Origin of the sequence: Aquimarina sp. RZ0 (assembly GCF_008370685.1) — a bacterium.
Taxonomy (GTDB): Bacteria; Bacteroidota; Bacteroidia; order Flavobacteriales; family Flavobacteriaceae; genus Aquimarina.
The window spans coordinates 1-24,330 of the sequence record NZ_VTZU01000072.1; the positions used below are offsets into that span (position 1 = coordinate 1).

Here is a 24,330-nt window from a genome sequence, read left to right on the forward strand (position 1 = left end):
CAAGTAGCTATAAAACAATAACTTACACAAAATCGAGTTGAAATGAAAAAATAACGATCATTTTTGAAAGTAAAAATATAGCAGAATAGATATAGAATATTTTTAAAAACCAATTAATAGAGGTCCCTTATACATTATATCTCTTCTTAAGGTAGTTTTAGGATTATAAAAACCTATTCTAGAATTATGAAAATCTATCGAATATAGATACACTATTTTTTTTATTACTAACTTAAATAGATCATCTTTAAATGGTGAAAAAAGTAACGATTTTGTATTTTTTTTCTTAAATGTTAGGTTTTTGTCTAGTGTTTTTTTTTGATTGCATAAATAAAATATATATATTTACTTTAATTAATTAATAAACTATAAATCATGAACATGAAAAAAAATACATTGTTGTTATTCTTATTTGTAGCTACTTTTGGTTTTGCTCAAAAAACTGTTTCTATTGTAACTGTTAATGGCATGAGTCAGGCAGACTTTCTTACTTCAACAGGAAGAGTACTTGTTGTTGGAACCAGCTATGATTTTGTTATCGATTATACAGGTCAGGAGACTACTGCAAATGATGTAATAGTAAAAGTAATAACTGCTGGTTTTGCGGATACACCAAATATTGTTATGAGTCCAATTACAATGGCTGATGGACAGGCTTCGCTTACTTTGACACCTACGGATGTAGTTCCTGAAGCTATTTTGCAGGTAAGAACCACCACCACCACTGATTTTGGTGAATTTTCAACAGAGAACCTTTTCTTTTTCGATTTTGAGGTTGCTGCGCCACTTTCTGTTGATGATTTTAATACAAATGAATTATCATCTTTCTTCTATAATCCACAAACGGACATCATTACTTTTGGAGGAGATGTAATTTCTAAGTCGTACACAATATATAGCTTAACCGGTAAAGCTGTTATAGACCAAAAAGCTACTGGTTCAATTAATGTAGCGTCATTGTCAAAAGGAGTGTATATCTTAGCAACTGATGCAGGGACAAATAAATTTGTTAAGTATTAATGATATTAATTATTCTTCTTAATTAGAGAGAAGAAAGAAAAGAAATTATTTATTGAATAAAAAAGTACTTATAGGTGATTTCTATAGGTGCTTTTTTATTTAAAAACATATTGAGATTATTATTTGGAAAAATACTATTTTCTCAGCTGTCTAGTCTAGCCGATCCACGTTTTATTAATGTAGTTTTAAGAGTAGTAGTTGTGTACTCTTTTTGATCTTCATTGCTGTTTTGTTCTAGTCTTTGTATTAGTTTTCTGGTAGCAATTTCACCTAGTTCTATTCCGTGTTGATCAACGGTTGTAAGAGGAGGGTTGCTGTTTTCTGATAGTATACCGTCAGTAAAGCCTATTACAGATATATCTTCCGGAACTTTAAGGCCTCTACCGATTACTAAATTCATAGTGTATATGGCAGAGAGCTCATCGGCGGCTACAATACCATCTACTGTCTTTTTGTCTAAATAGTCATTAAAATATTGAGCAAATTCTTTATAATCTTCAATAATTAGTATTTCTGATAGTGCTTTTGGGGAGGAATAATCTTCAAGTGCTTTGTTGTAGCCTTTTACTCTTTCTACCCCAACATTCGTATTGTTTATAGGGGATACAAATATTACATTTTTACACCCAGATAAGATTAATTTTTTAGTAGCATCATAAGATGATTCAAAATCATTAATAACTACTTTATCACACTCCACATGTTCAGTGACGCGATCAAACATAACTACAGGTATGTTTTTTTCAATGGTAGAGCTAAGATGCTGATAATCGTTTTTTTGATACGTTCCTTTTGAAATAGAAATAATAAAACCATCAACACTACCACTTCCTAACATTTGTATGCTTTTTGCTTCTTTATCATAAGATTCATCTGATATGCAGGTAATGATGTTATAACCAAGTTCTACGGCTTCTTTTTCAATTCCGACTAATACTTTTGCAAAAAAATGTGCAAGAACGTTTGGTATAATAACTCCAATCGTTCTTGTTTTTCTTTCTTTCAAACTTCTTGCTACAAGGTTTGGTGTGTAGTTGTATAATTTAGCTAATTTTTTAACTTTTTCTTTAGTTTCTTTGCTTATTTCCGGGTTATCTGCTAGGGCTTTAGAAACAGTAGAGATTGAAAAATTAGATAAATGTGCAAGTTTTTTGAGTGTGATTGGGTTACTCATATTGTGTAAGGGTTCTTATTTCTACTTTAATCTTTATAATAGGGGTGTCTATGATATATCCATTATCCAAAACCTTGTTATAAAAATATTTAGTTCATTATATAAAAAACCGTTGTGTATAGCAAATAAACGATGCTTTTTTTTGTGTTAAATATGTGAAATAGTATGATATTAATTGTAGCTTGTAGGTTTGTGCATTGATATCTAGTCAATTTTCATCGTGTTTTTGTAGCTTCTAATTGTGTTTTTAGTTGATGGATGTATTATAATTATAAGTATGCCTCTTGGTTTTGTGTTAATGAAGAATTAGTTTTTTTGTTTCTTAAGCTATTCTTATTCTGTTAACAATTAACAAGATCAATAGAAGCTTATGGATAGATTGATACTGTTATGTAAATTCAAGTTAAGTCAGTCATAGTTACATTTTTCTTAAAGATAAGATCAATTTGTTCTTGAAAAAAAGAATTATGTGCGTGATCATAAGTTCTAAGAAATGTGCTAATAATAAGGTTGTAGCTTTTTTAGCAGTTCATCAATGAGTTATGAGGCAAAATTAGATCCTACAAATTAAACGTTAAAAAATGGTAAATTAATGGTTTTGGCTGCGAATAGTTGATTTTTAAAAACTAATATATATATCTTGTGTCTTATAAATACGATTATAAGCAGTTTTTTATGTTTAAAATATGATTTAAGCTGTATTTTTTATTTTTTTAAATGTTTTTGTAAGATTTTTAACTTATTTTAGAGCTCTCATGTTATAAAATAAGTTTTTAGGATATGTATTTTAATAATATTCAAACTGACGTGTAGTATGAAGATGTTTTTGTTTTAATGCCGTTAAAATCAAAAATTATCAATTTATTGAGCGTTATATAATGAATTTATTAGTTTGATAATTTATGCAAATAAATTATCTTAGTAATCAATTTAGAAAATCCTAGCAAATGTAAGTGAATTGTAAGTATATAAGTAAACGGCTTAAATGGTTTACTTTTATGTACTTGCGACTTCTGGGTCTTTGTTAAAATAGTTTGTCTAGTTTTTGTCTAGGTAATTTTGTTTTAATAAAAATTTAAGATTTATATGTTTGTTTTGGTTATTTCACTACAACTTTTTAAAAAATGTGAGAAATTATCAATTTTATATTAAATTTATTAAGCTCTTTTATATTTATGAAAAAAATCAATACAATTTTTGAAAGAAAGTATTATTTGTTATTGATGTTTGTTTTAATAATTTCCTCTGTCAGTACTAGGGCACAGGAGAAAACAGATATTTCGGGAACAATAACAGATGGTAGCATACCCTTATTAGGTGTTAATGTATTAGTACAGGGAAGTAATCGAGGAGCGGTTTCGGATTTTGACGGAAACTACGTAGTGAGTGCTTCAAAAGGTGAAGTATTAGTTTTCTCCTCTATTGGATTTATATCGCAGACGGTTGTTGTGGGAGATAAAACTGTTATTAATGTTGTATTAGAAACATCTAGTCAAGAGTTAGAGCAAGTAGTGGTTATTGGATACGGTACACAAAGAAAGATAGAAGTTACAGGTGCGGTGACTAATATTAGTTCTGAAACTATTGCCAGGGCGCCCGTTTCTGATGTGGGTGAAGCATTACAGGGTCAAGTAGCAGGTGTAAATATACAGGCTAGTAATGGTAGACCTGGAGAGGCAGCTAATATACAGATTAGAGGTGTTGGATCTCTTAATGCAGGGAGTAATGGTCCTTTATTCGTGGTTGATGGAGTTCCATTTCAAGCCAATCCTAATATAGCACCAGAGCAAATTCAATCCATCGATATCTTAAAAGATGGAGCGGCGGCAGCTGTATATGGAACAAGAGCTTCTAATGGGGTAATTCTTATTACTACTAAACAAGGAAAGAAAGGACAGTTAAGAGCTGATTATAGTACCTATTTGGCAATACAGAATATCACATCGGGAATTCCTTTAATGAATACGCAACAACAATTTTTCTACACTCAGGTTACAGATCAAAGAGAAGGAAGTTCTCTTGTAGATCAAATATTTGATTTTAATGCCAATGCTTTAAATGTAGATAATGATTTTATAGAAGATGTGCAAAAAAATAATGCGTTGATTCAAAATCATAATATTAACGTGTCTGGAGGAGTAAATGATTTAACCTTGAATTTGAGTGGGAATTTTTTCGATCAGGAGGGGGTTTTAATTAATTCAGGTTTTAATAGGTTGACAACTAGAATCACAGGTCAATATAAAAGAAATCGATTAAAAGTATTTTCTTCGGTAAGTATAACTGATGAATTGAGAGAGCAAGAGCCATTTGCTTTATTAGAACGTGCTATTTCGCAAAGACCATTTCAACCCGCTATTAGTAGTACTCGACCAGTTGACGGTGTTGTGAACTTAGGAGATGGAACTGGTCAGCCGGAACTTTTAGGGTTTTTAACACGAGAGCTTGCAAGTGAAGACAAGAGAAGAGTAAGAAGTTCTAATGTAGCTTTAAATATTGAATATGAAGTGTTAGAAGGGTTGACATATAGGGCGAATCTTGGTCGAAACACCTTTGATTTTAGACGTAAATTTTTACAACCACAATATTTATTGTTTGATAATCAAGGGAATTTTGTCCCTACTGCTTCAAGAGAAGATGCAATGCTACAGGAGTCTTTTATATTTTCACAAAGAAGTACTGTCGAAAATTCTTTAAACTATTATAAAGATTTTGGTAAGCATAATATAAAATTATTAGGTTTAACTTCTTTTGAGCAATTCGACTCTAGTACTGTTAATACTGGTGTTATTGGTTTGTTGAGTAATGATACTGATACGTTAGGAGCTGGAGAAGAAGGGATTAAGCCTAATGGTAGTGATGATAGACAAATATTGACAGGGCTACTTGGGAGGATTCAATACAATTATGATGACCGATATTTGATTTCTGCAAGTTACAGAAGAGATGGTTCTTCTCAATTTGGTCCTAGTAATCGATTTGGAGACTTCTTTGGGGTGTCATTGGGTTGGAATGTTAGTGAAGAGCCCTTTTTTGAAAATGCTAACATAGATTTTATTAATAATTTTAAATTAAGAGCCAGTTGGGGAGAAGTTGGAAACTCTAGAATAGACTCCTTCTTGTTTACTCCTATAATAGAGCCTGGAGTTAATGGGATATTAGGTAGAGAAGGACAAATTGCTATTGGGCAAATTGGTAGAAGATTTGTGGACCCTAATATAAAATGGGAAACTAGTATTTCTCGTAATATAGGATTGGATTTATCATTTTTCAGTAATAAATTTAGTATCACTGCCGATTATTATGTGAATAATCAAGAAGATTTGTTACTCGGAGAACAATTGCCTCCATCTTTGGGTGGGAATGCTCCGGGAGATTCTTCTTTTAATGAAAGGGTTGTAAATGCAGGTAATTTGACCAATAAAGGTTTTGAGCTAGCTATGAGTTATAAAGGACAAACTGAAAAAGGTTTGAAATGGAATGTTTCTGGAACATTTACTACAAATGATAATGAAATCACTGATTTAAACGGAACTGCAAGAGGTTTTCAGGGAGGAGTGCCTCTTGTAACTCAAGGAACAGATCCTACAACATTTTTAGCTGAAGGTTTTGAAGCTGGTGCCTTCTTTCTGTTAGAAAATAATGGAGTTATCAAAACGCAAGAGCAGTTAGATGCCTATAATTCTACTATTACTAATTCATCGGCTCGGCTTGGAGATATAATGTATATAGATCAAAACGGAGACAATCTTATTGACGAAAACGATAGAGTGTATGCTGGTTCTGGTCAGGCAGAGTGGGAAGCAGGATTGAGTATTAGTTTGGATTATAAAGGTTTTGATTTTTATCTTCAGAATTATGTATCGTATGGTGCAGAGATATATAATGGAGCTCGATTAGCTGCATATGCATATGACAGACATTTAGATTTGTTTAATCAGTGGTCTCCAGAAAATCCTAATTCTGATATACCGGCCGATATTGCCGGAACTATTACTGAAAATGTTAGATCAAGGTCAGATTATTTCGTAGAAGACGGTAGTTACTGGCGTATAAGAAATATAACATTAGGATATTCAATTCCAGAAGATTCTTTACCGGAGTCTATTAGAAATGTAAGAGTATATGTAACTGGACAAAATCCTTTTACGTTTACAGAATATACTGGTTTTGATCCTGAAGTAGGTGGTGATGGGATTTTTACAAGAGGAGTGGATTTGGCTACGTATCCTGTGAGTAGAAGATTTTTATTTGGTGTTCAATTAGGTTTTTAAAAAAAGAAAAATTATTAATATGAAAAATATATTTTTGAGATTCTTGTTTGCAGGACTGTCTTTTATGGTTTTAACAAGATGTGGAGAAGAGGTTCTGGAGATTGAAAACCCTAATGCTATTACATTAGATAGGTTTTTCAGAAACACAACTCAATTTAATTCAGCGCTTAATACGGTATATGCTGCTTTGCAGTTTCAGAGTATAAGTGGGGCTGGTTTACAGTTTGAAATGCTTCAAGGAGATGAGGCAGCGACCGAGTTTTTTTATAACAGACAGATAGTCCATGCAAATCTGAGTTTTGGTGATGCATCAGAGCAAGTGATTGGGAAATGGAGTCAATTGTATATTGGTATTTATAGAGCAAATCAAGTATTATTTGCTTTAGAAACTAATCCTGATGTTTTTGATGATATAGAAGAGCGTGATCAGGTAGAGGCACAGGCAAGATTTCTTAGAGCCTTTTTCTATTTTCAGGTTGCTCATGATTATAATGGAGCAGTTTTAAGAACTGATCCAAGATTAGAGGCGGATGTTTCAGCACCTTTTTTATCAATAGAAGAGATTACAAATCAAATTATCTTACCGGATCTAATTTTTGCAAAAGCAAATTTGCCAGAATTTTGGCCTGATAATCAGGTAGGTAGAGCTACCTGGGGGACAGCGACCTCGATGTTAGGAAAGGTTTATTTATATCAGGAGGACTGGGCTCAAGCAGCTTCAGAGTTTAGAGAAGTCATCGATTCTGGAATTTATAGCCTGGCTCCGGATAATTTGGATAATTTTTCTCATTTAACAGAGAATAACTCTGAATCTATACTTGAGACAGCTTATTCTGCAGAGCTTAATCCTGGTGCTCCAGGAGGTCAGGTAGATGATACTCAGTTTATAACAGGTGCGGAGGCTTCTGCACTTGCCAGAGATGTTGGGCAATTAAGATTTGGAGGATTTAATACATTGTTGCCAACCTATTATATGCATGAGTTGTTTATCAGGGATGCAGTGGATTCTAATAATCCAATTAATGATGGTAATTTACAATCTAAAAGAATGGGTGCTAGTATTGCTCCACTGAATGCTGATGGTCTTTATTATTTAACTGCGCCCAGTTTGCAGAATGGATGGGGTTTTGGGCAAACTGCTTATGTGAAAAAACATACGAATTGGTATTTTTTACCTAATGAAGATGGGAATAGTAGATCTGGTATTAATTTTAGACATATACGTTTGGCAGATGTTTTCTTGATGTATGCCGAAGCGGTATTAGAAGCTAATGGAGATGTGGATACTGCTATCGATTTTATTGATAGAGTAAGAACAAGAGCTGGGGTAATTACCCTGAGACAGTATATAGATGATACTGGAGAATTTCCAGAGTTTCATAAAAGTATTACGGTGAGAAATAATGCAGAAACCACTGTTGCTCCTTCTATAGAAAGTGTGATGACTCATTTAAGAAGGGTAGAAAGACCTTTAGAATTGTTTGCAGAAGGACATCGATGGAAAGATCTAGTGCGATGGGGTATTGCAGGGGATGTTCTTAATGAATTAGCGCAGGATGAAGCTTGGAGATTGGAGATAGAAAGGTTAGAAAATTTGGATCCACCTCAATCAAATGAGCTTAATCTGATAGCTGGAGGTGTGGGGCCTTTGTTTATAAGAGGTAGAGTTAGGCCTGATTTTCAGCAAGCTAGTGTTAATTATAATCCAAGTAATAAAGATTATTTTCCACTGCCGGCTAATGAGGTGCAAACAAATGATCAATTGAATAATTAAAATTAGTGTATATGAAAAAGTTTATAAAAACAATTGTTTTGCTGATGATGACTTTTGCTACCGTCATTGGTTGTCAAAAAGATGAAGTAGATACGGAGGATGTTCCTAGCCAGAAAATAATTATTACTTCAGCACAAAATGATAATAATCAGATTAGAGTAGGAGCTTCTATAACATTTAGTGATAATTCTACAGGTGTTGTGCAGAGATTGTGGAGTTTTCCTGAAAATGCAGCTAATCTTAGAGAATCTGGAGAAGATCTTATTACAGCAACTTTTCCAAGAGTTGGTGAATATGATGTTGTTTTAAATCAGGTGTTTAGAGAAAATGCATTTGAAAATGGGGTGTTAAGTGGTAATGAGTTGGAAACTGTTCTAACAGTTAGGGTTCTTGACTCAATAAAAACTAGGGTTCGAGCAAACTATATAAACCCTGAGGACGGAAGTTTGGGCGCAGCACTTAACATAAGTGATGATGCCGAAAACGTTATCGAAGCAGGTAGGTCAATACGATATTTTCTTGAGGCTACTGGTAGTCCACAACAGATTGCATGGACGGCAGAAGGTGGTAGTCCAGATGTGAATAATGACAATGTATTAGAATTTGATGTCGCTTATAGACTCTTGGGGAGTTATGGTATTAATGTATCTGCTAGTTCTCAAAGACCTAGGGATCAGGATATTATGACGTTCATGAATTTAGTAACCGTTATTCCCTCTTCGGATCCTGTTACTTTAGATGAAGTAGAAATTAGATTAGATGGGACAGTAGCTCTTGAATATAGTAGAGCGATAAATCCAGCTTCGATTATACCGAGTGAATTTTCTATGACGTTGTCAAATGATGGTGTTGCGATACCTGTCTCTATTGCAGATATAACAATTGATCCACTACAGGCAAATGTCATGATTGTTAGCCTTGAAAATGATGCTGTATATTTTGATGATGTGGCTTCAATTTCATATACGGCAGGTTCTTTAGCAACTACTGATGAGGTCAGCGCTGATAGCTTTACAGATATTCCTGCTAGTTCTTTTGAAGGTGGTAATCTTTTTGAAGAAGTAGGTTTGGATGTTGGTTTTGAAACAAGTGCTACCATTTGGGAAAATCAACCTTGGGGAAGTCCTTGGGAAGATTATACATTATCTGTTTCTTCTGCACAGGCACATTCTGGTAATCAGAGTGTATTAATTGAATACATGGCTAGTGGAGGAATGATTATAGCGAACAGACAAAGTAAATTTAATGTTGAATCAGGTAAAACTTATGAAATAGGTGTTTGGGTATACGTAGAAGATTTGGGGAATGCCAGTGGAAGCGGTATTCCAGAAGTTAGATTCTATTGTGAACAACCTTTTACAGATTTAGGCATTAATCCCGCCTTTGATGCTGGTTTTCCAACAGGAGAATGGATTTTTAATACTGTTACTTTTACTTCAAATGTAACAGGAGAAAAAGAATTACTGATTAGAGGTGATAATCAAAGTAATGCTGAGCCTTTACGATTTTTTATGGATGATTTAAGTCTTCGGGAAGTGACTAGGAGACCTTAAACCTTTTTCTGTAAAAATCACGATCACGAAAAGATTTAGCCAATTTTTAATTAGTTAAAAATGAGGTTGTTTGTTATAGAACACTGTTTTATACGTATAAATGACCTCATTTTTATTATCAAATCATTTTCTGGCTTTAACAATTAAATGTTATTTTTTTCTAAATATTTTACTTATTGCATACTAAGCAGAAATATATATAGTTATTCTGTACTAAATCATATGATATATAGTTGTTATGTGTGAACCAGAAACAAGGTGTCACTTTAATAGCTTGTTGTAACCTTTTATTAACTAACTAACTAACTAAACAAACTTAACAAACTAAACTTTTGAAAATATTATTACTTATAGAAACTTCTGAACCTACACCTTAGGACTATTTAGCCGACCGCAACAAGTGCTATTACGCATTATTTAAAATAGTAATTTCCTGTTTTCTTTATTGTATTATAGTAAAACGGTTTTTTTTAAATCAATAAGATCTACTTACCATATTTTGTTGAAAATGAGACGTTGTTGAAATTTTTTGTTTTCATTTTTAACTGTCAAATGATTTTAAAATTGGTTGTTGTATTGTTTGTGACTATTTACCAATACACGTATTAGTTAGTCTACTAGCTATAATCGCTAGTGGAAAATTCTTTGGTTTATAAATAAAATTAGTAATAAAAGAATATTGAAATATTAACACGAATTATATAAACTCAAATTATTTAAAGATGAAAAAAAATAATTATTATTTTCTACTAGGGCTTTTTCTGCTATTTCCTATAGCAAATAGGGCTCAAAATGTAGAAGTAGACATTAACTTAAATCTTAAACATTCTGTTGGGGGTGTTTCTGATTTTGGAAGAGATCGCCACATAACAGTTCATGCCGGTCTTACCGAACCAGATTGGATCGGAGAAGAAGAAAAAATGAAATATCTTCTGGAAGATCTGGATGTGTATTTAGGAAGGGACAATGGGCGTGCGAATTTTCACTTTTCGTTAACGGATGTAGACGCTGAGAGAGCAAATTATCCTGATATAGATTCTATGGCAGTAGCCGGAAACTTTTGGAATGAAGAATTTGAAAATTTACCTTCATTTATTAAACAGTATGAATCTAGAAGTTCTGAAATGATTATGGGGATAAGCCCTCACCCAGTATATCCTACTTTAAAATGGGACGGTGATGGTTTGACAAGTACTGATCCAAAATGGCAACCAAAAAATATAGAAACTTCCTCTGATTGGGTTGCAGAATATCTAGATAAGTATTTCGCAAAAAGTCAGGCAGAAGATGGTATTCAGTTACCAAAATACTGGGAAGTTATTAATGAACCAGATATGTTGATGATGACCGGTCAGTTTATGGTAACTTCTCAGGAAAAACTATGGGAATATCATACTCAGGTAGCAGAAAAAACGAGAGCTAAGTTAGGAGATAAAGCACCACTTATTGGTGGAATGACCTGGGGACTGCATGACTTTTTTAGAATTGATGGTCAGGGTAGACACAAGCCAGGATATCTGGATATGTATCTTAATGAAGAGGATCTTGCTATTCATCGTGCTATGAGTGAAACGAGTATACCATTTGATTCTAGAGATAATGAATGGTATCAGTGGGATGTAATTTGGAAAGGATTTATCGATAAGGCTGGTAAGGATATGGATTTTTATGCTGTTCATATATACGATTGGCCAATCTGGAACGGAAATGATCCGGTTATTAGATCTGGAGGGCATACAGAAGCAATGTTAGATATGATGGAATGGTATGATGTAAATAAATTTGGTACGCGTAAACCCATTGTTCTTTCAGAATATGGAGCGGTAACTAATTATATCGATCAACAAGGGTTGGATCCGGCGAGACGTGACTGGGAGAACTTGAAACCATTTTCTAGTATGTTGATGCAATTTCTAGAAAGACCGGATTATATTGTTAAGACCATGCCTTTTACACCTATTAAAGCAGAATGGGGTAACATCCTAAATGGAGCTGGTGAGATTGAAAAAAGATATCCATATACTATGATGGATAAAGATGCAGCAGGAAACTGGCAGTGGAGTGAGTTCATCAAGTGGTATGAGTTATGGTCAGATGTTAAAGGTACAAGAGTAGATACGAAGTCATCAGATTTAGATATTCAAGTAGATGCATATATTGATGGAGAAGTTACTTATTTAATCCTAAATAATTTAGAGAGAGTAGATAAGCAAGTGGATCTAAATTTCTTTGGTTCAAACGGAAACGCAGTTCAGGAGGTTAAAATAAAGCATTTGTTTTTGAATGGGAATCAACCTACACTTTCTGAAAATACTTTTAGAAACGCGCCAGAATCAATAACTATAGGTGCAGAAGCTACTATGATTTTAGCTTATAGTTTTGCTAATCCAGTTGTGATTGACGAAACTTCAAAAGAATTTAAGTATTATGGAGAAAGTCTAAGCGGTTCTAATGGCTCTACACCACATAGAGTGAGAGTAGATAATGGTGCTTTAACTGCTAATGTAAATGGTGTTGTGGTACCTAATAAAGGAGAAGCTATGCTTAGATTAGGAGGAGCTTATTTTTGGGATCATGTATCAAGACAAGATGATAGAAATGTAATTACAGTAAATGGATTTCCTTTAGAGTTCAATTCTGACTGGAGAGGCGAAGACCCTGTTAGAAATATATTTTTTGGAGTATTAGAGATTCCAATACCTATACAATATTTAAGAGCTAATAATGTAATTGAAAGCACATTACAAAATGTGAACACCTATACAAATGTAAGTATTCAGGTTTGGGATATGAGTGTCGATCCGGGAAGAACTAATGGAGCTACGCCTCCTGCAACAGTTGATGTTACTGGAGTTGATATTTCGCCTTCTACGATCACATTAAATCAGCGTCAGACAATGACACTTGCTGCAGTAGTTTCTCCAGCAAATGCAACAAATAAAAATGTAACCTGGTCTTCGGGTAATACAGCTATTGCTAGTGTAGATAACACTGGAGTAATTACCGCTCAATCTGTTGGTTCGGCAGTGATTACAGTGACTACAGAGGATGGTTCTTTTACAGCAACAATAAATGTTACAGTAGATGATAATACCCCACCATCATCGGGTGATGATATTGTGATAGAGGCAGAAACTTTTATAAGTACAGACGGTACTTTTGATGATGCTAGTTCAGGAGGTCCAGGGACAGGAGTTAATGCTTCTGGAGTAGGAATCAATTATGTAAATAGTGGTGACTGGGCAGAATACACAATTAATGTAGGGACTTCTGGTGACTACAAGGTTACCTATCAAATCTCTAGTCCTTCAGATAATGCAGAAGTTCAGTTATTGATAGATGGAGTTGTAGTAGCAACAGACGCAGTACCTAATAATGGTGGTTGGGATACATACACGGCTTTAGTTTCATCGAGTACAGTTACAAATTTAACAACCGGAATTCATACAGTACGTGTAGTAGGTTCAGGATCTAATCCTTGGCAATGGAATTTGGATAAGATTACATTATCAAGAGTTACTACTGGTGGAGGTACAGGTGGTCCAAGCCCAGGTCCGGCCTCTTCTTTAGTGATTCAAGCAGAGGATTTTTCGAATACTGGAGGATCATTTGGTGGATTCGAACGATATAATACAGGAGGTGTATCTGCGATCAACTTTAACCAAACCGGTGACTGGGGAGAATATATAGTAGAGATTACCAATGCAGGTTTATATGATGTAGAATATTTTGTAGGTACAGGAGTAAATGGAGCAGCTATAGAATTTATTTTGGATGGCACATCTCAGATGACAGACAATGTTCCTATGGGTGACTGGAATGATTTTGTTTCATTAAATGCTTCTGAACAAGTAAACTTATCTTCAGGAAGGCATGTGATCAGATTATTAGGTTCTGGTACCAATGGTTGGGAATGGAATATGGATCGATTTATTTTGTCTAAACCTGCTACCAGAGATAGTGGTATCCAGGATGAGAAACCATTTAATAACTTAAGTCTTTATCCTAATCCAACTTCTGGAAAAGTGTTTATTCAGGGACTGAGTAAAAATCAGGAACATAATGTTCGTGTATTTGATATTAAAGGAGCACAATATCTTGAAGAACAATTGAACAAAGATCACACGATTAATATAGAGCGTTTACCACAAGGAATTTATTTCCTTACAGTTATTAATAACACTGAAACGGGAACGTTAAAACTAATAAAGAACTAATTAGAAGTATATACAGATTATTGTAATAAGGAGGTATCCGTTTTTTATGTTTTTTTAACTAAAAAAATAAGAAACGGATGCTTTTAAAAATGTTCATTTTAACTAAAACAATAAAAACTAAATAATTTAAAATAAATACTAACAACACAAATTTAACTTTAGATGAAAACACAGACTCTATTATTTATGTTTTGCTTAGTTGTACTGCAACTAAAAGCTCAAAACGATTGGAATGGAATTCCTGTTCCAGCCGATGCTGGTCAGGGAAAAGCCTGGGAACTCCAGGAAAAACCTTCAGACAATTTTAATTACGTATTTAATGCCACTACACAACGTGCAAATTTTGGGAACAATAATAAGTGGTACAATTTTTATCATAATAGCTGGGATGGTCCTGGGACAACATACTGGCAACACAATCACGTGGCTGTAGACGGGAGTGATTTAGTACTTAGAGCTTCTAGAAACCCAAGTACAGCTAAACTAGGCGTACCTGGAGTTAATGCTGGATGTATTACCTCTCATACTAAAGTAAGATATCCCGTTTTTGTTGAATCTCGTGTAAGTGTAGCTGATATAGCTTTAGCCTCAGATGTTTGGTTGCTTAGCCCGGATGACACTCAGGAGATAGATATTATCGAATGTTATGGAGGTGATGAACAAGGAAATGAATTCTTTTCTCAATTTATTCATTTAAGTCATCACTCTTTTATACGTCAACCTTTTACTGATTATCAGCCTAGAGACTTGAGTAGCTGGTGGGGTAGATCTGGTGTAGATAGTTGGGGCGAATGGTCCTGGAATAATGGTAATAGAAGATATGTACGAATTGGGGTAAATTGGATCAGTCCATTTCATTTCGAATATTATATTGATGGGGAGTTAGTAAGAGTTTTATATAATAAAGCATTTGCTACAAAAAATAATGGTACCTGGACATATACATATCCAACTATGACAAATGGGACACTTGATACTGGTAGTGATGGATTTCAGAGAGCAGTTCAATTTGCCACAGGAACTACCTATTCTTTCCAAACTTTACAAGCCGCTAGTAATACTTCTTCTGTAAGTGTAATTGACCCTTATAGATTTCAGGGAACAGGAGGATTTACTAAAGAAATGGATATTATTATTAATGTAGAATCACAGGATTGGCACGTATTGGCAGGTCGTACACCTACTGATGCTCAATTAAGAAATCCTGCGAGAAATAAAATGAAAGTAGATTGGATTCGTGTGTATAAACCAGTTCAATCCAATACTACAGTAGCGGTTTCTGGTGTTTCTGTAAGTGCTACATCAGTATCTTTAGATCCAGGAGAGACTTCTGCAATAACTGCTACAGTTTCTCCAGCAAATGCAACGAATAAAAATGTAACCTGGTCTTCTAGCAATACAGCAATCGCTACAGTAAATAATAATGGCGTAGTTACTGCAGTAGCTACAGGATCGGCAATAATTACTGCGAGAACTGTTGATGGTGGTTTTACTGCAACGACTAATGTTACTGTTGATTCTGGTACCGGTGGAGGTGGAGGTAATGCAGGTTCTATCGTTATAGAAGCTGAGACCTTTGTTAGAACAGGTGGTACTTTTGATGATGCTAGTGCAGGTGGTCCTGGCTCAGGAGTTAATGCTGCAGGTAATCGTATCAATTATGTAAATAACGGAGATTGGGCAGAATATACAATTAATGTAGCAAGTGCCGGAGAATATAGAATTACATATCAAATCTCTACACCATCAGATAACGCTCAGATTAGATTGTTGATAGATGGTACCATAGTAGCAACAGACAATGTGGTTAATAATGGTCAATGGGAAAGTTATGACGCTTTGGTGGCTTCGAATACAATTGCCAATCTATCTACGGGTGCACATACGGTAAGAGTTGTTGCTTCTGGATCAAACCCTTGGCAGTGGAATTTGGATAAAATTACATTGACAAAACTTGGTAATGGTGGAAATGGAGGTCCTTCTCCAGGTCCTGCAACTTCTTTAATAGTTCAAGCAGAAGATTTCTCTACTACAGGAGGTGCTTTTGGAGGATTCGAAAGATATACTACAAGAGGTGTTTCTGCAATTAATTATAATCAAACTGGTGATTGGGCAGAATATAGCGTAAATATTACGAATGCAGGTTTGTATAACGTAGAGTACTTTGTAGGAACAGCGGTAAATAATGCTGCAATAGAGTTTATTCTGGATGGAACTTCTCAAATGAAAGATAATGTCTCTAACAATAATAATTGGGATAGTTTTACTTCACTTAGAGCTTCCAGACAAGTAAACTTATCTGCGGGTTCTCACTTAATAAGACTCGTAGGAGCTGGAACTAATGCTGCTAATTGGGAATGGAATATGGACCGATTTGAACTTTCTAAGCCTAGTACTAGAGATAGTGGTGGTATTAATAACGAAACACCTCTTAGTAATAACTTAAGTGTTTATCCTAACCCTACTTCTGGCAAAGTGTTTATCCAGGGATTGGGTAAAGAGTTAGAACATAATGTTCGAGTGTTTGATATCAAAGGAGCTCAGTACCTGGAACAGAAATTGAATGAAGATCATACAATTAATATAGAGCGCTTACCACAAGGGATTTATTTCCTTACAGTTGTTAATAGCTCTGAAAAAGTGACTTTAAAACTGTTGAAAAACTAATAGTGTACATAATTAACTGATGCGAATTTTATATTATGTGTAAGTTAATTTTATAAAATTTTTTATCAGTAAGTATTAAAAAATGAGGTTATTTAGGGAGTTTACTAACTCTTATAGATAACCTCATTTTAATTATTTATTTCTACCAATCTTCTTATTTTAAAACCAGAAATGATATAAACTTACCCTAATGTAGGTACGTGATAAGGTTATAAGATTCAGGTGTCAATGGTTAGTAGCGGAATGGATCCATTTATTTTGTCTAAATCTGGTATTATACGATTTATAACTAAAAATTTCGCATATTCATCGTTTTTTTTCCTTTCTACTTCGTTTAAAAAATAAACCGTAGCTATAGCTACTATGCTTGATTTTTTTGCCTTGCATAAAGAAAAAATAATTCAATGAATTTATACGAATTTTTTAATCACAAATCGTATTAGAGATAGTGATATCAGGTATGAAAACCAGTTAATAACTTACGATTTAACCCTAATTCAACGTCAGAAAAGGTATTTATTCAGAGATTGAGTAAAAAACAGTAAGACGATTCTCCTGTATTTAATATTAAGACAGTACAATGTCTCGAAGGGAAATTAAACAAAGATCACACGACTAATATAACATCTTTATTACAGGGAATTTATTTCATTTTAATTATTGATAATGCCAAAACGAGAATGTTAAAACTAACAAAGAACACATCTTAATTAATAGTGATAAGGATCGATGATATATTCATTAGAAAATATTTAAAACACTTGTAATCAGTTAATTAAATCGTAAAATTATTGATTTTTTAGAATAAATTCGAAAAGTGCTATTGTTATATATATAACAGAAACCTTCCTAGGTGTTTTTATGATAAAAAGTGCTGTGATATGATGTAAAGTGTTACTCATTCATTTTTTAAACTGGTGGCACATGTTGTATTTCTAATACGAACAAATTCAAATAATAATTATTTCCTATAAAAAATTTGTGAATCAATAGAGAAAAAATAATATTTTTGAAAAATTCTTAGCTTGTTAAGAAAATAACTTCATATTTATTAATTATATTGCACTTTTATTAGCGTTACCCAAATAGCTAGTGATATATGTAAAAAATACACTTAACCTAATAATGCTTGTTGAATAATAAAGAATATTAACACAAATAATTAAATAAACTTAGTTCTTATTATGAAAACGATTAATTATTATTATTTTTTAGTGGGACTCTTTTTGCTATTTCCGATGGCAAACAGGGGACAAAATGTTCAGGTCGATGTCAATCTGAATATTAAACATTCCGTTGGAGGAGTCTCCGATTTTGGAAGGGAGAGACACATTACCAATCATGCCAGTATATTTGAAGCTGATTATGAGGGAGAATTAGATCGCGTTGATGAACTGTTAAACGATTTAGATGTTGCTTTAGGGAGAGATAATGGAACTGCTTCCTTCTTATTTCAGTTTACACCGGTAGATGATAATCGCCCGAACAGACATGATCGTGATAGTCTAACAGATGTCTTAGAATTTTGGAAAGGTGAATATCAAAGACGATTAGAAGATCGTGGGTTAGCATCTTACAAAAGTAATACTACGACAATTATGGGGACAAATCCTCATCCCACGTATCCAACATTGTCCTATTTTGACAATGGGATTTGTGGTTCTGTATGGGGTAGAGAGAATGGACGTACCTGGATTCCTCAGGATATAGAAACATCTGTAGAATGGATAGTACAGTATATGGAAGAATTCTATGTCGACAATATTAGTCAAGATGGTATGGTAATGCCAGAGTATTGGGAAGTGGTTAATGAGCCGGACTTCGTATTAAATACAGGACAGTTTATGATGTCTAGCTGGGAAGATATTTTTGAATATCATAACCTGGTAGCAAAAGGTGTAAAAGAGAAGTTAGGAAGTAGAGCACCAAAAATCGGAGGAATGACTTTTGGATTACACGATTTATTTCTTGGAGATGGTTTTTCCCGTTTTCAAGCTCCTGACTATGTTAATGCTTTTTATGGAAATACACCTGGTGATGAAATAGCCAAAGCGTATGCCAGAAGTCAGGTAGATAGACCTTCATTTTTTGTAAATCGTTCTCAAGATTGGTTTCAGTGGGATGTGATTTGGAAAGGATTTATTGATACTGCAGGTGCCAATATGGATTATTATTCTGTGCATTTTTACGACTGGCCTACATATGATGCCACTGGAGGCGCTACTCGAAGTGGTGGTCACGTAGAGGCAACTTTAGAGATGTTAGAATCATATGATGTGAATAAATTCGGTACCCGTAAGCCTGTAATCATTTCAGAATATGGAGCAGTACAAAATGCTTGGGATAACAGACCTCATGACAGACGATATGATTGGGAAAATCTAAAACCATTTTCTAATATGTTAATGCAATTTTTAGAAAGGCCAGATTATATAGAGCTTTCTATGCCTTTTACTTTGACCAAAGCAACATTTAGAGATGTTGATAGTAATGGAGATGGTATACCAGAGATTGTATATCATTATAAAATGTTAAGAGATGATGATGGAGATGGTAATTGGGAATGGAGTGATATGATCAAATGGTATCAGTTATGGGATGATGTCGATGGTACCAGAGTAGATACAATGTCTTCTGATCCAGATGTACAGGTAGATTGCTATATCGATGGAAAGGATGTTTACTTGATTTTAAATAACCTGGAAGATGAAGATACTAATATTAATCTTAATTTCTTTGAAGATTTTAGTAATCAGGCACAGAGCGTGCGTATCAAGCAGCTATTTTTACAAGGAGTAAGGAATATTACGTTAGCAGATAATACGACCTCTAATATCCCTTCTACAGTGACATTGAAAAGTGACGCTACTATGGTGTTAAAATATACATTTGCGAATAATGTAAATATAAATCAAACATCTGTAGAAAAGAAATTCTTTGGAGCATCTGTAAGTAACAATCAAAGAGTGCCAATTAATAATGGAGACAACACGTTTTCTGTGAATGGAGTTACAGTACCTCAAAATGCAAATAATGCAGAAGCAATGTTGAAAGTGACTGTGAATCTTTTTGATGCTCCGGATAATGATCCAAATGGCTTTTTATCTATTGATAAATTTGTTTTTAATGGAGTAGAGGTGGAAACCCCGATAGATTGGAGAGGAACGCAACAGAAAAGAAGTAGATGGTTTGGAACATTAGAAATTCCAGTTCCTGCTAATCTAGTGAGAACAAACAATACAGCTACAATAGATTTTCGTCATGTTGGTGAAGTATGTGTAGTAAATCTGGTAACTTGGGATTTTTCTAAAAAACCAGGTCGATCAGACGAAGGACCTACAGGTCCAGATCCCGTTGCTGTAACAGGGGTTAGTGTTTCGCCTACCAGTGTAACATTAAATCAAGGACAAACATCAACAATCAATGCTACAGTTACTCCATCAAATGCTACGGATACGACAGTAACCTGGAGTTCTAATAATGCTGCAATCGCTTCTGTAAGTAGTACAGGTGTAGTAACAGCTCAGGCATCTGGTTCTGCTGTGATTACAGCAACAACACTGGATGGAGGTTTTACTGCAACGACCAATGTTACAGTAAGAGGAAACAATCCACCACCGCCACCGCCACCGCCATCAGGAGATGATATCGTAATAGAAGCAGAAGATTTTGTGAGTACAGATGGTACTTTTAATGATGCGAGTGCAGGTGGACCAGGTTTAGGAGTAAACGCTACTGCAATAGGTATTAATTATGTGAATAGTGGTGACTATGCAGAATATATTATTAATGTAGGTACGGCAGGAGAATATAATATCACATATCAGATATCTACGCCCTCAGATAATTCTCAGATTCAATTGTTAATTGATGGTAATTTAGTAGCAACTGACAATGTGCCAAATAATGGTGATTGGGATGCGTATACGGCACTAGTGTCATCTAGTACGGTAACAAACTTAACAACAGGAACGCACACAGTAAGAGTGGTTGCTTCTGGATCAAATCCTTGGCAATGGAATTTGGATAAAATTACATTGTCCAGAGTTGGAGGAGGTAATCCACCGCCACCTCCACCGCCACCAGGAGGTAATGCTACTTTGATTATTGAAGCAGAAGATTTTGTGAGCACAGATGGAACATTTAATGATGCCTTTGCAGGAGGACCAGGACTTGGTGTTAACAGAACTGCGACTAATATTAATTATGTTAATAGTGGTGATTGGGCAGAGTATACTGTAGATGTACCAGCAACAGCTAGCTATGGTATTGAATATTTAATATCCACTCCATCCGATGGTTCACAAATTCAATTATTAGTAGATGGAACTGCAGTTTCTACTACCAATGTGCCTAATAATGGTGGTTGGGAAAGTTTTACTTCATTAACATCAAATGATAGAGCAACAATTTCTGCAGGAACACATACCATACGAATTGTTGGATCTAGTAATACTACCTGGCAATGGAATCTGGACAAAATTATATTGTCTACAGGATCTACAAGAAATTCTGGACTTGCTAATGTTGATATAGCTACAAAGATATCGGTATTCCCTAATCCTACCAATGGTAATGTGTTTATCAAAGGATTGAGTAAGAATATTGACCATGAAGTAAGTATTTATGGTATCAATGGTGCTAAATATCTAGAAACAGTATTGAATAAAAATCACGCTATCAATGTAGAGAGTTTACCACAGGGGATTTATTTCCTTTCTGTTACCAATTCTGAAATAGGTAGAACGAATCTAAAATTGATGAAAGAGTAGTTTATCAGTTTCACAGATTAAAATTAATAAGTTTGCATCCGCTAAAAGTAAAACCTTTAGCGGGTGCTTTTTTTGATATAGAGAGTGGTTTAAACTTTTTTAAATTCGCTATAAAAATGCTCTTTTGACTCATTTTTTGGCTTTTTCTTCCTTCGTAGCGCTGCTATGAAGTGCAAAAAAAACACTTCAATTGATCAAAAAATAACTATTTTCTGCCAGAATCAAAAAAGCTTATACCACTTCAGAGCATAAGATTCATTTTCTTGTATTATCTCAAAGTAAAATTGCCTGCCAAAATCGTTTCTTTTTAATTCAGTTTACGGCGATTTCATCTAAGAACTGGTATTATACCAATTCCGAATGTTACACAAAAGCTTTTAAGTTCTGTTTTATACGATTTACAACTAAAAATTTCGCATATTCATCGTTTCTTTTTCCTTTCTACTTCGTTTAAAAAATAAACCGTAGCTATAGCTATGCTTGATTTTTTTGCCTTGCATAAAGAAAAAATAATTCAATGAATTTATACGAATTTTTTAATCACAAATCGTATTAGTTTATAATTGGTATAAGATAAAACTATCGGCGATTGTATAGTCGATTCTCGGCTTATTGTATTATTTAGAGTATTAATTTTACGAGATTATGAATCCTTAATGTTTGAAGAATCTCGAACAATTAATGCTGCATCAAGAATAGTTTTATTTAGTTTTTGTTTTACAAAATCACCTCTGGTATATGCCAAAAAGGCGTTAGCTGCTTGTTTCCCTATTTCATTACTATGTTGCTCAATACTCGTTATTGTCGGTGTTACCATAGCTGTAAAAGGTTCATTACCAAAACCAACAAGAGCAATATCATTAGGTATGTTTATATGATTTTCTTGTAATACTTGTAGCGCTCCCAGAGCAGCGTAATCCCCGGCAACATATACGGCATCAGGTCTTTTTTGAAGTGTTAATAACTGCATCATTTTTTTTCTGCCGTCCTGGAGTGTAAGATTGCTTTCTATAAGAAGTTCTTTATCCAAGGGTAAGTTATATTTCTTTAAGGCATCAATATAGCCTCTAATTCTATTGTTAAAAATACGGGTATGTTTATAACCACCGATATGCGCAATTCTTTGACACCCCTGTTCGATAAGATGTTCTACAATTATATGGCTACTATGGTAGTCATCAATTCCTATGTAGTCAACATTCAGATCATTTTCACCACGATCAAATAAAATTAAAGGAATTCCCTTAGACTTTATTTTTTCATAATAGCTCAGGTCAATAGTTTCATTGGCCATAGAGGCAATAATTCCATCAACCTGTGTGAAAAGTAATGTATCTATAGTATTACACTCTTTTGTATATGATTCATTGGATTGTGTAATTATGATATTATATCCTTCCTTATTTAGAACTTCTTCTATGTTTTGAATCACCGAAGAAAAGAAGTTACTATTAGTTTTGGGCACAATAACACCGACCAAATTACTTTTACCCTTGCGGAGTGCACTGGCAAGATGATTAGGCTGGTAATTCAACTCTTTGGCTACTTTTTTGACAGCTTCTTTTGTCTCAGTACTTATTCGAGAATCATCATGTAATGCTTTAGAAACAGCAGCCGTAGAAATTTTAAGAACATTTGCAATGTCTTTTATTGTGGTTCGTTTTTTATTAGTCAAATTTTTATATATTTGCTTAAACGTTTAAGCAAATATATTGTATTACAAATTATCATCAAAATAGCTGTCGTTAATTATAGCCATTTTGATTTGTTTTTTGTCTGATGCTTAAACGATTAAGCAAGCTTATATAAATAATTAAATAATAATTTTCAAAATGAAAAAAGTTGTCACTTTTGGAGAAATTATGCTAAGATTAGCACCTCCAGGTTTTTTAAGGTTTTCACAGGCTAATAATTTTGATGTGATCTATGGAGGAGGAGAATCTAATGTAGCAGTATCTTTAGCCAATTATGGTGTTCCGGTAGATTTTGTGACTCGTTTACCAAAAAATGATATTGGTGAATGTGCAATGATGGAAATGCGAAAAAGAGGTGTTGGTGTTGATAAGATTGTTTATGGAGGAGATCGCCTAGGAATCTATTTCTTAGAAACAGGTGCAGTATCGAGAGGTAGTAAAGTAGTATATGATAGAGCACATTCTGCAATCGCAGAAATTGAATCAGGAATGATCGATTGGGCGGCCGTATTTAAAGATGTAGAATGGTTTCATTGGACGGGGATTACACCTGCTATTTCTCAAGGTGCAGCTGATGTATGTCTGGAGGCAGTCAAAGCTGCTAGTGAATTGGGAATAACCATTTCTACAGACCTTAATTATCGTGCTAAACTATGGAATTATGGCGGAGATCGTGAAGCTATCATGACCGAACTAACATCGTATTGTGATATTATTTTAGGGAATGAAGAAGATGCTGAAAAACATTTTGGGATTCACCCAGAAGGGTTGGATGTTCACAAACACGGACACGATGTAAAAGCAGAAGCATTTTTATCTGTTTGTAAACAAATGATGGAAAAATTTCCAAAAGCAAAAAAAGTGATAACAACCTTAAGAGGTTCTATTTCTGCATCACATAACACATGGGCCGGAGTTTTATATGATGGTAAGAAAATGTATGAAACCCGTCAGTATCAAATTACAGATATCGTAGATAGAGTTGGTGGAGGAGATTCTTTTATGGGAGGACTCATATACGGACTGCTAAAATACCCTGAAGATGATCAAAATGCATTAGATTTTGCAGTTGCAGCATCTTGTTTAAAGCATACAATCAAAGGTGATGCTAATTTAGTGACTGTCGCAGAAGTAGAAAAACTAATGGGTGGAGATGCTTCAGGTAGAGTTGCAAGGTAACATACA

General features: G+C 34.2%; 10 protein-coding genes. 8 read left to right on the forward strand and 2 right to left on the reverse strand.

The window, feature by feature from the left end; all coding sequences use genetic code 11:
- Positions 1 to 381: 381 nt before the first annotated feature.
- Entirely contained in the window at positions 382 to 1,020 is a 639-nt protein-coding gene (locus F0000_RS21585; RefSeq protein WP_188112217.1) for a T9SS type A sorting domain-containing protein, read from the forward strand.
- 142 nt (positions 1,021 to 1,162) lie between these two features.
- Here the strand turns inward: F0000_RS21585 and F0000_RS21590 are convergent, their stop codons facing one another.
- Positions 1,163 to 2,194 carry a LacI family DNA-binding transcriptional regulator gene (locus F0000_RS21590; protein WP_149626804.1) on the reverse strand — a complete coding sequence of 344 codons (1,032 nt, stop codon included), beginning with the start codon at positions 2,192 to 2,194 and terminating at the stop codon, positions 1,163 to 1,165.
- 1,175 nt (positions 2,195 to 3,369) lie between these two features.
- Between F0000_RS21590 and F0000_RS21595 the strand changes: the two genes are divergently transcribed.
- From F0000_RS21595 to F0000_RS21620, 6 genes are all read left to right on the forward strand, one after another.
- The gene (locus F0000_RS21595) at positions 3,370 to 6,468 is read left to right on the forward strand and encodes a TonB-dependent receptor (RefSeq protein ID WP_149626805.1); all 3,099 of its coding nucleotides are present in this window, start codon (positions 3,370 to 3,372) and stop codon (positions 6,466 to 6,468) included.
- Between the two features lie 19 nt (positions 6,469 to 6,487).
- Positions 6,488 to 8,242 carry a RagB/SusD family nutrient uptake outer membrane protein gene (locus tag F0000_RS21600; RefSeq protein ID WP_149626806.1) on the forward strand — a complete coding sequence of 585 codons (1,755 nt, stop codon included), beginning with the start codon at positions 6,488 to 6,490 and terminating at the stop codon, positions 8,240 to 8,242.
- Between the two features lie 11 nt (positions 8,243 to 8,253).
- Positions 8,254 to 9,795: a hypothetical protein gene (locus tag F0000_RS21605; protein WP_149626807.1), complete on the forward strand. Its 1,542-nt coding sequence runs from the start codon at positions 8,254 to 8,256 to the stop codon at positions 9,793 to 9,795.
- A 722-nt stretch (positions 9,796 to 10,517) separates the two neighbouring features.
- Positions 10,518 to 14,012 (forward strand): carbohydrate-binding protein, encoded by a 3,495-nt coding sequence (locus F0000_RS21610; protein ID WP_149626808.1) that lies wholly within the window; start codon positions 10,518 to 10,520, stop codon positions 14,010 to 14,012.
- 162 nt (positions 14,013 to 14,174) lie between these two features.
- Positions 14,175 to 16,679 (forward strand): carbohydrate-binding protein, encoded by a 2,505-nt coding sequence (locus tag F0000_RS21615; RefSeq protein ID WP_149626809.1) that lies wholly within the window; start codon positions 14,175 to 14,177, stop codon positions 16,677 to 16,679.
- A 1,184-nt stretch (positions 16,680 to 17,863) separates the two neighbouring features.
- Positions 17,864 to 21,451 carry a carbohydrate-binding protein gene (locus tag F0000_RS21620; RefSeq protein WP_149626810.1) on the forward strand — a complete coding sequence of 1,196 codons (3,588 nt, stop codon included), beginning with the start codon at positions 17,864 to 17,866 and terminating at the stop codon, positions 21,449 to 21,451.
- Between the two features lie 643 nt (positions 21,452 to 22,094).
- Here the strand turns inward: F0000_RS21620 and F0000_RS21625 are convergent.
- Entirely contained in the window at positions 22,095 to 23,126 is a 1,032-nt protein-coding gene (locus tag F0000_RS21625; protein ID WP_149626811.1) for a LacI family DNA-binding transcriptional regulator, read from the reverse strand.
- Between the two features lie 157 nt (positions 23,127 to 23,283).
- Here F0000_RS21625 and F0000_RS21630 point away from each other — a divergent pair, with 157 nt between their 5' ends.
- Positions 23,284 to 24,324 (forward strand): sugar kinase, encoded by a 1,041-nt coding sequence (locus tag F0000_RS21630; RefSeq protein ID WP_149626812.1) that lies wholly within the window; start codon positions 23,284 to 23,286, stop codon positions 24,322 to 24,324.
- Positions 24,325 to 24,330 lie beyond the last annotated feature (6 nt).

Excerpts from the sequence above, each read along its gene's own strand:
- F0000_RS21585 (WP_188112217.1), top strand. The coding sequence starts at position 382 with ATGAAAAAAAATACATTGTTGTTATTCTTATTTGTAGCTACTTTTGGT.
- F0000_RS21590 (WP_149626804.1), bottom strand. The coding sequence starts at position 2,194 with ATGAGTAACCCAATCACACTCAAAAAACTTGCACATTTATCTAATTTT.
- F0000_RS21595 (WP_149626805.1), top strand. The coding sequence starts at position 3,370 with ATGAAAAAAATCAATACAATTTTTGAAAGAAAGTATTATTTGTTATTG.
- F0000_RS21600 (WP_149626806.1), top strand. The coding sequence starts at position 6,488 with ATGAAAAATATATTTTTGAGATTCTTGTTTGCAGGACTGTCTTTTATG.
- F0000_RS21605 (WP_149626807.1), top strand. The coding sequence starts at position 8,254 with ATGAAAAAGTTTATAAAAACAATTGTTTTGCTGATGATGACTTTTGCT.
- F0000_RS21610 (WP_149626808.1), top strand. The coding sequence starts at position 10,518 with ATGAAAAAAAATAATTATTATTTTCTACTAGGGCTTTTTCTGCTATTT.
- F0000_RS21615 (WP_149626809.1), top strand. The coding sequence starts at position 14,175 with ATGAAAACACAGACTCTATTATTTATGTTTTGCTTAGTTGTACTGCAA.
- F0000_RS21620 (WP_149626810.1), top strand. The coding sequence starts at position 17,864 with ATGAAAACGATTAATTATTATTATTTTTTAGTGGGACTCTTTTTGCTA.
- F0000_RS21630 (WP_149626812.1), top strand. The coding sequence starts at position 23,284 with ATGAAAAAAGTTGTCACTTTTGGAGAAATTATGCTAAGATTAGCACCT.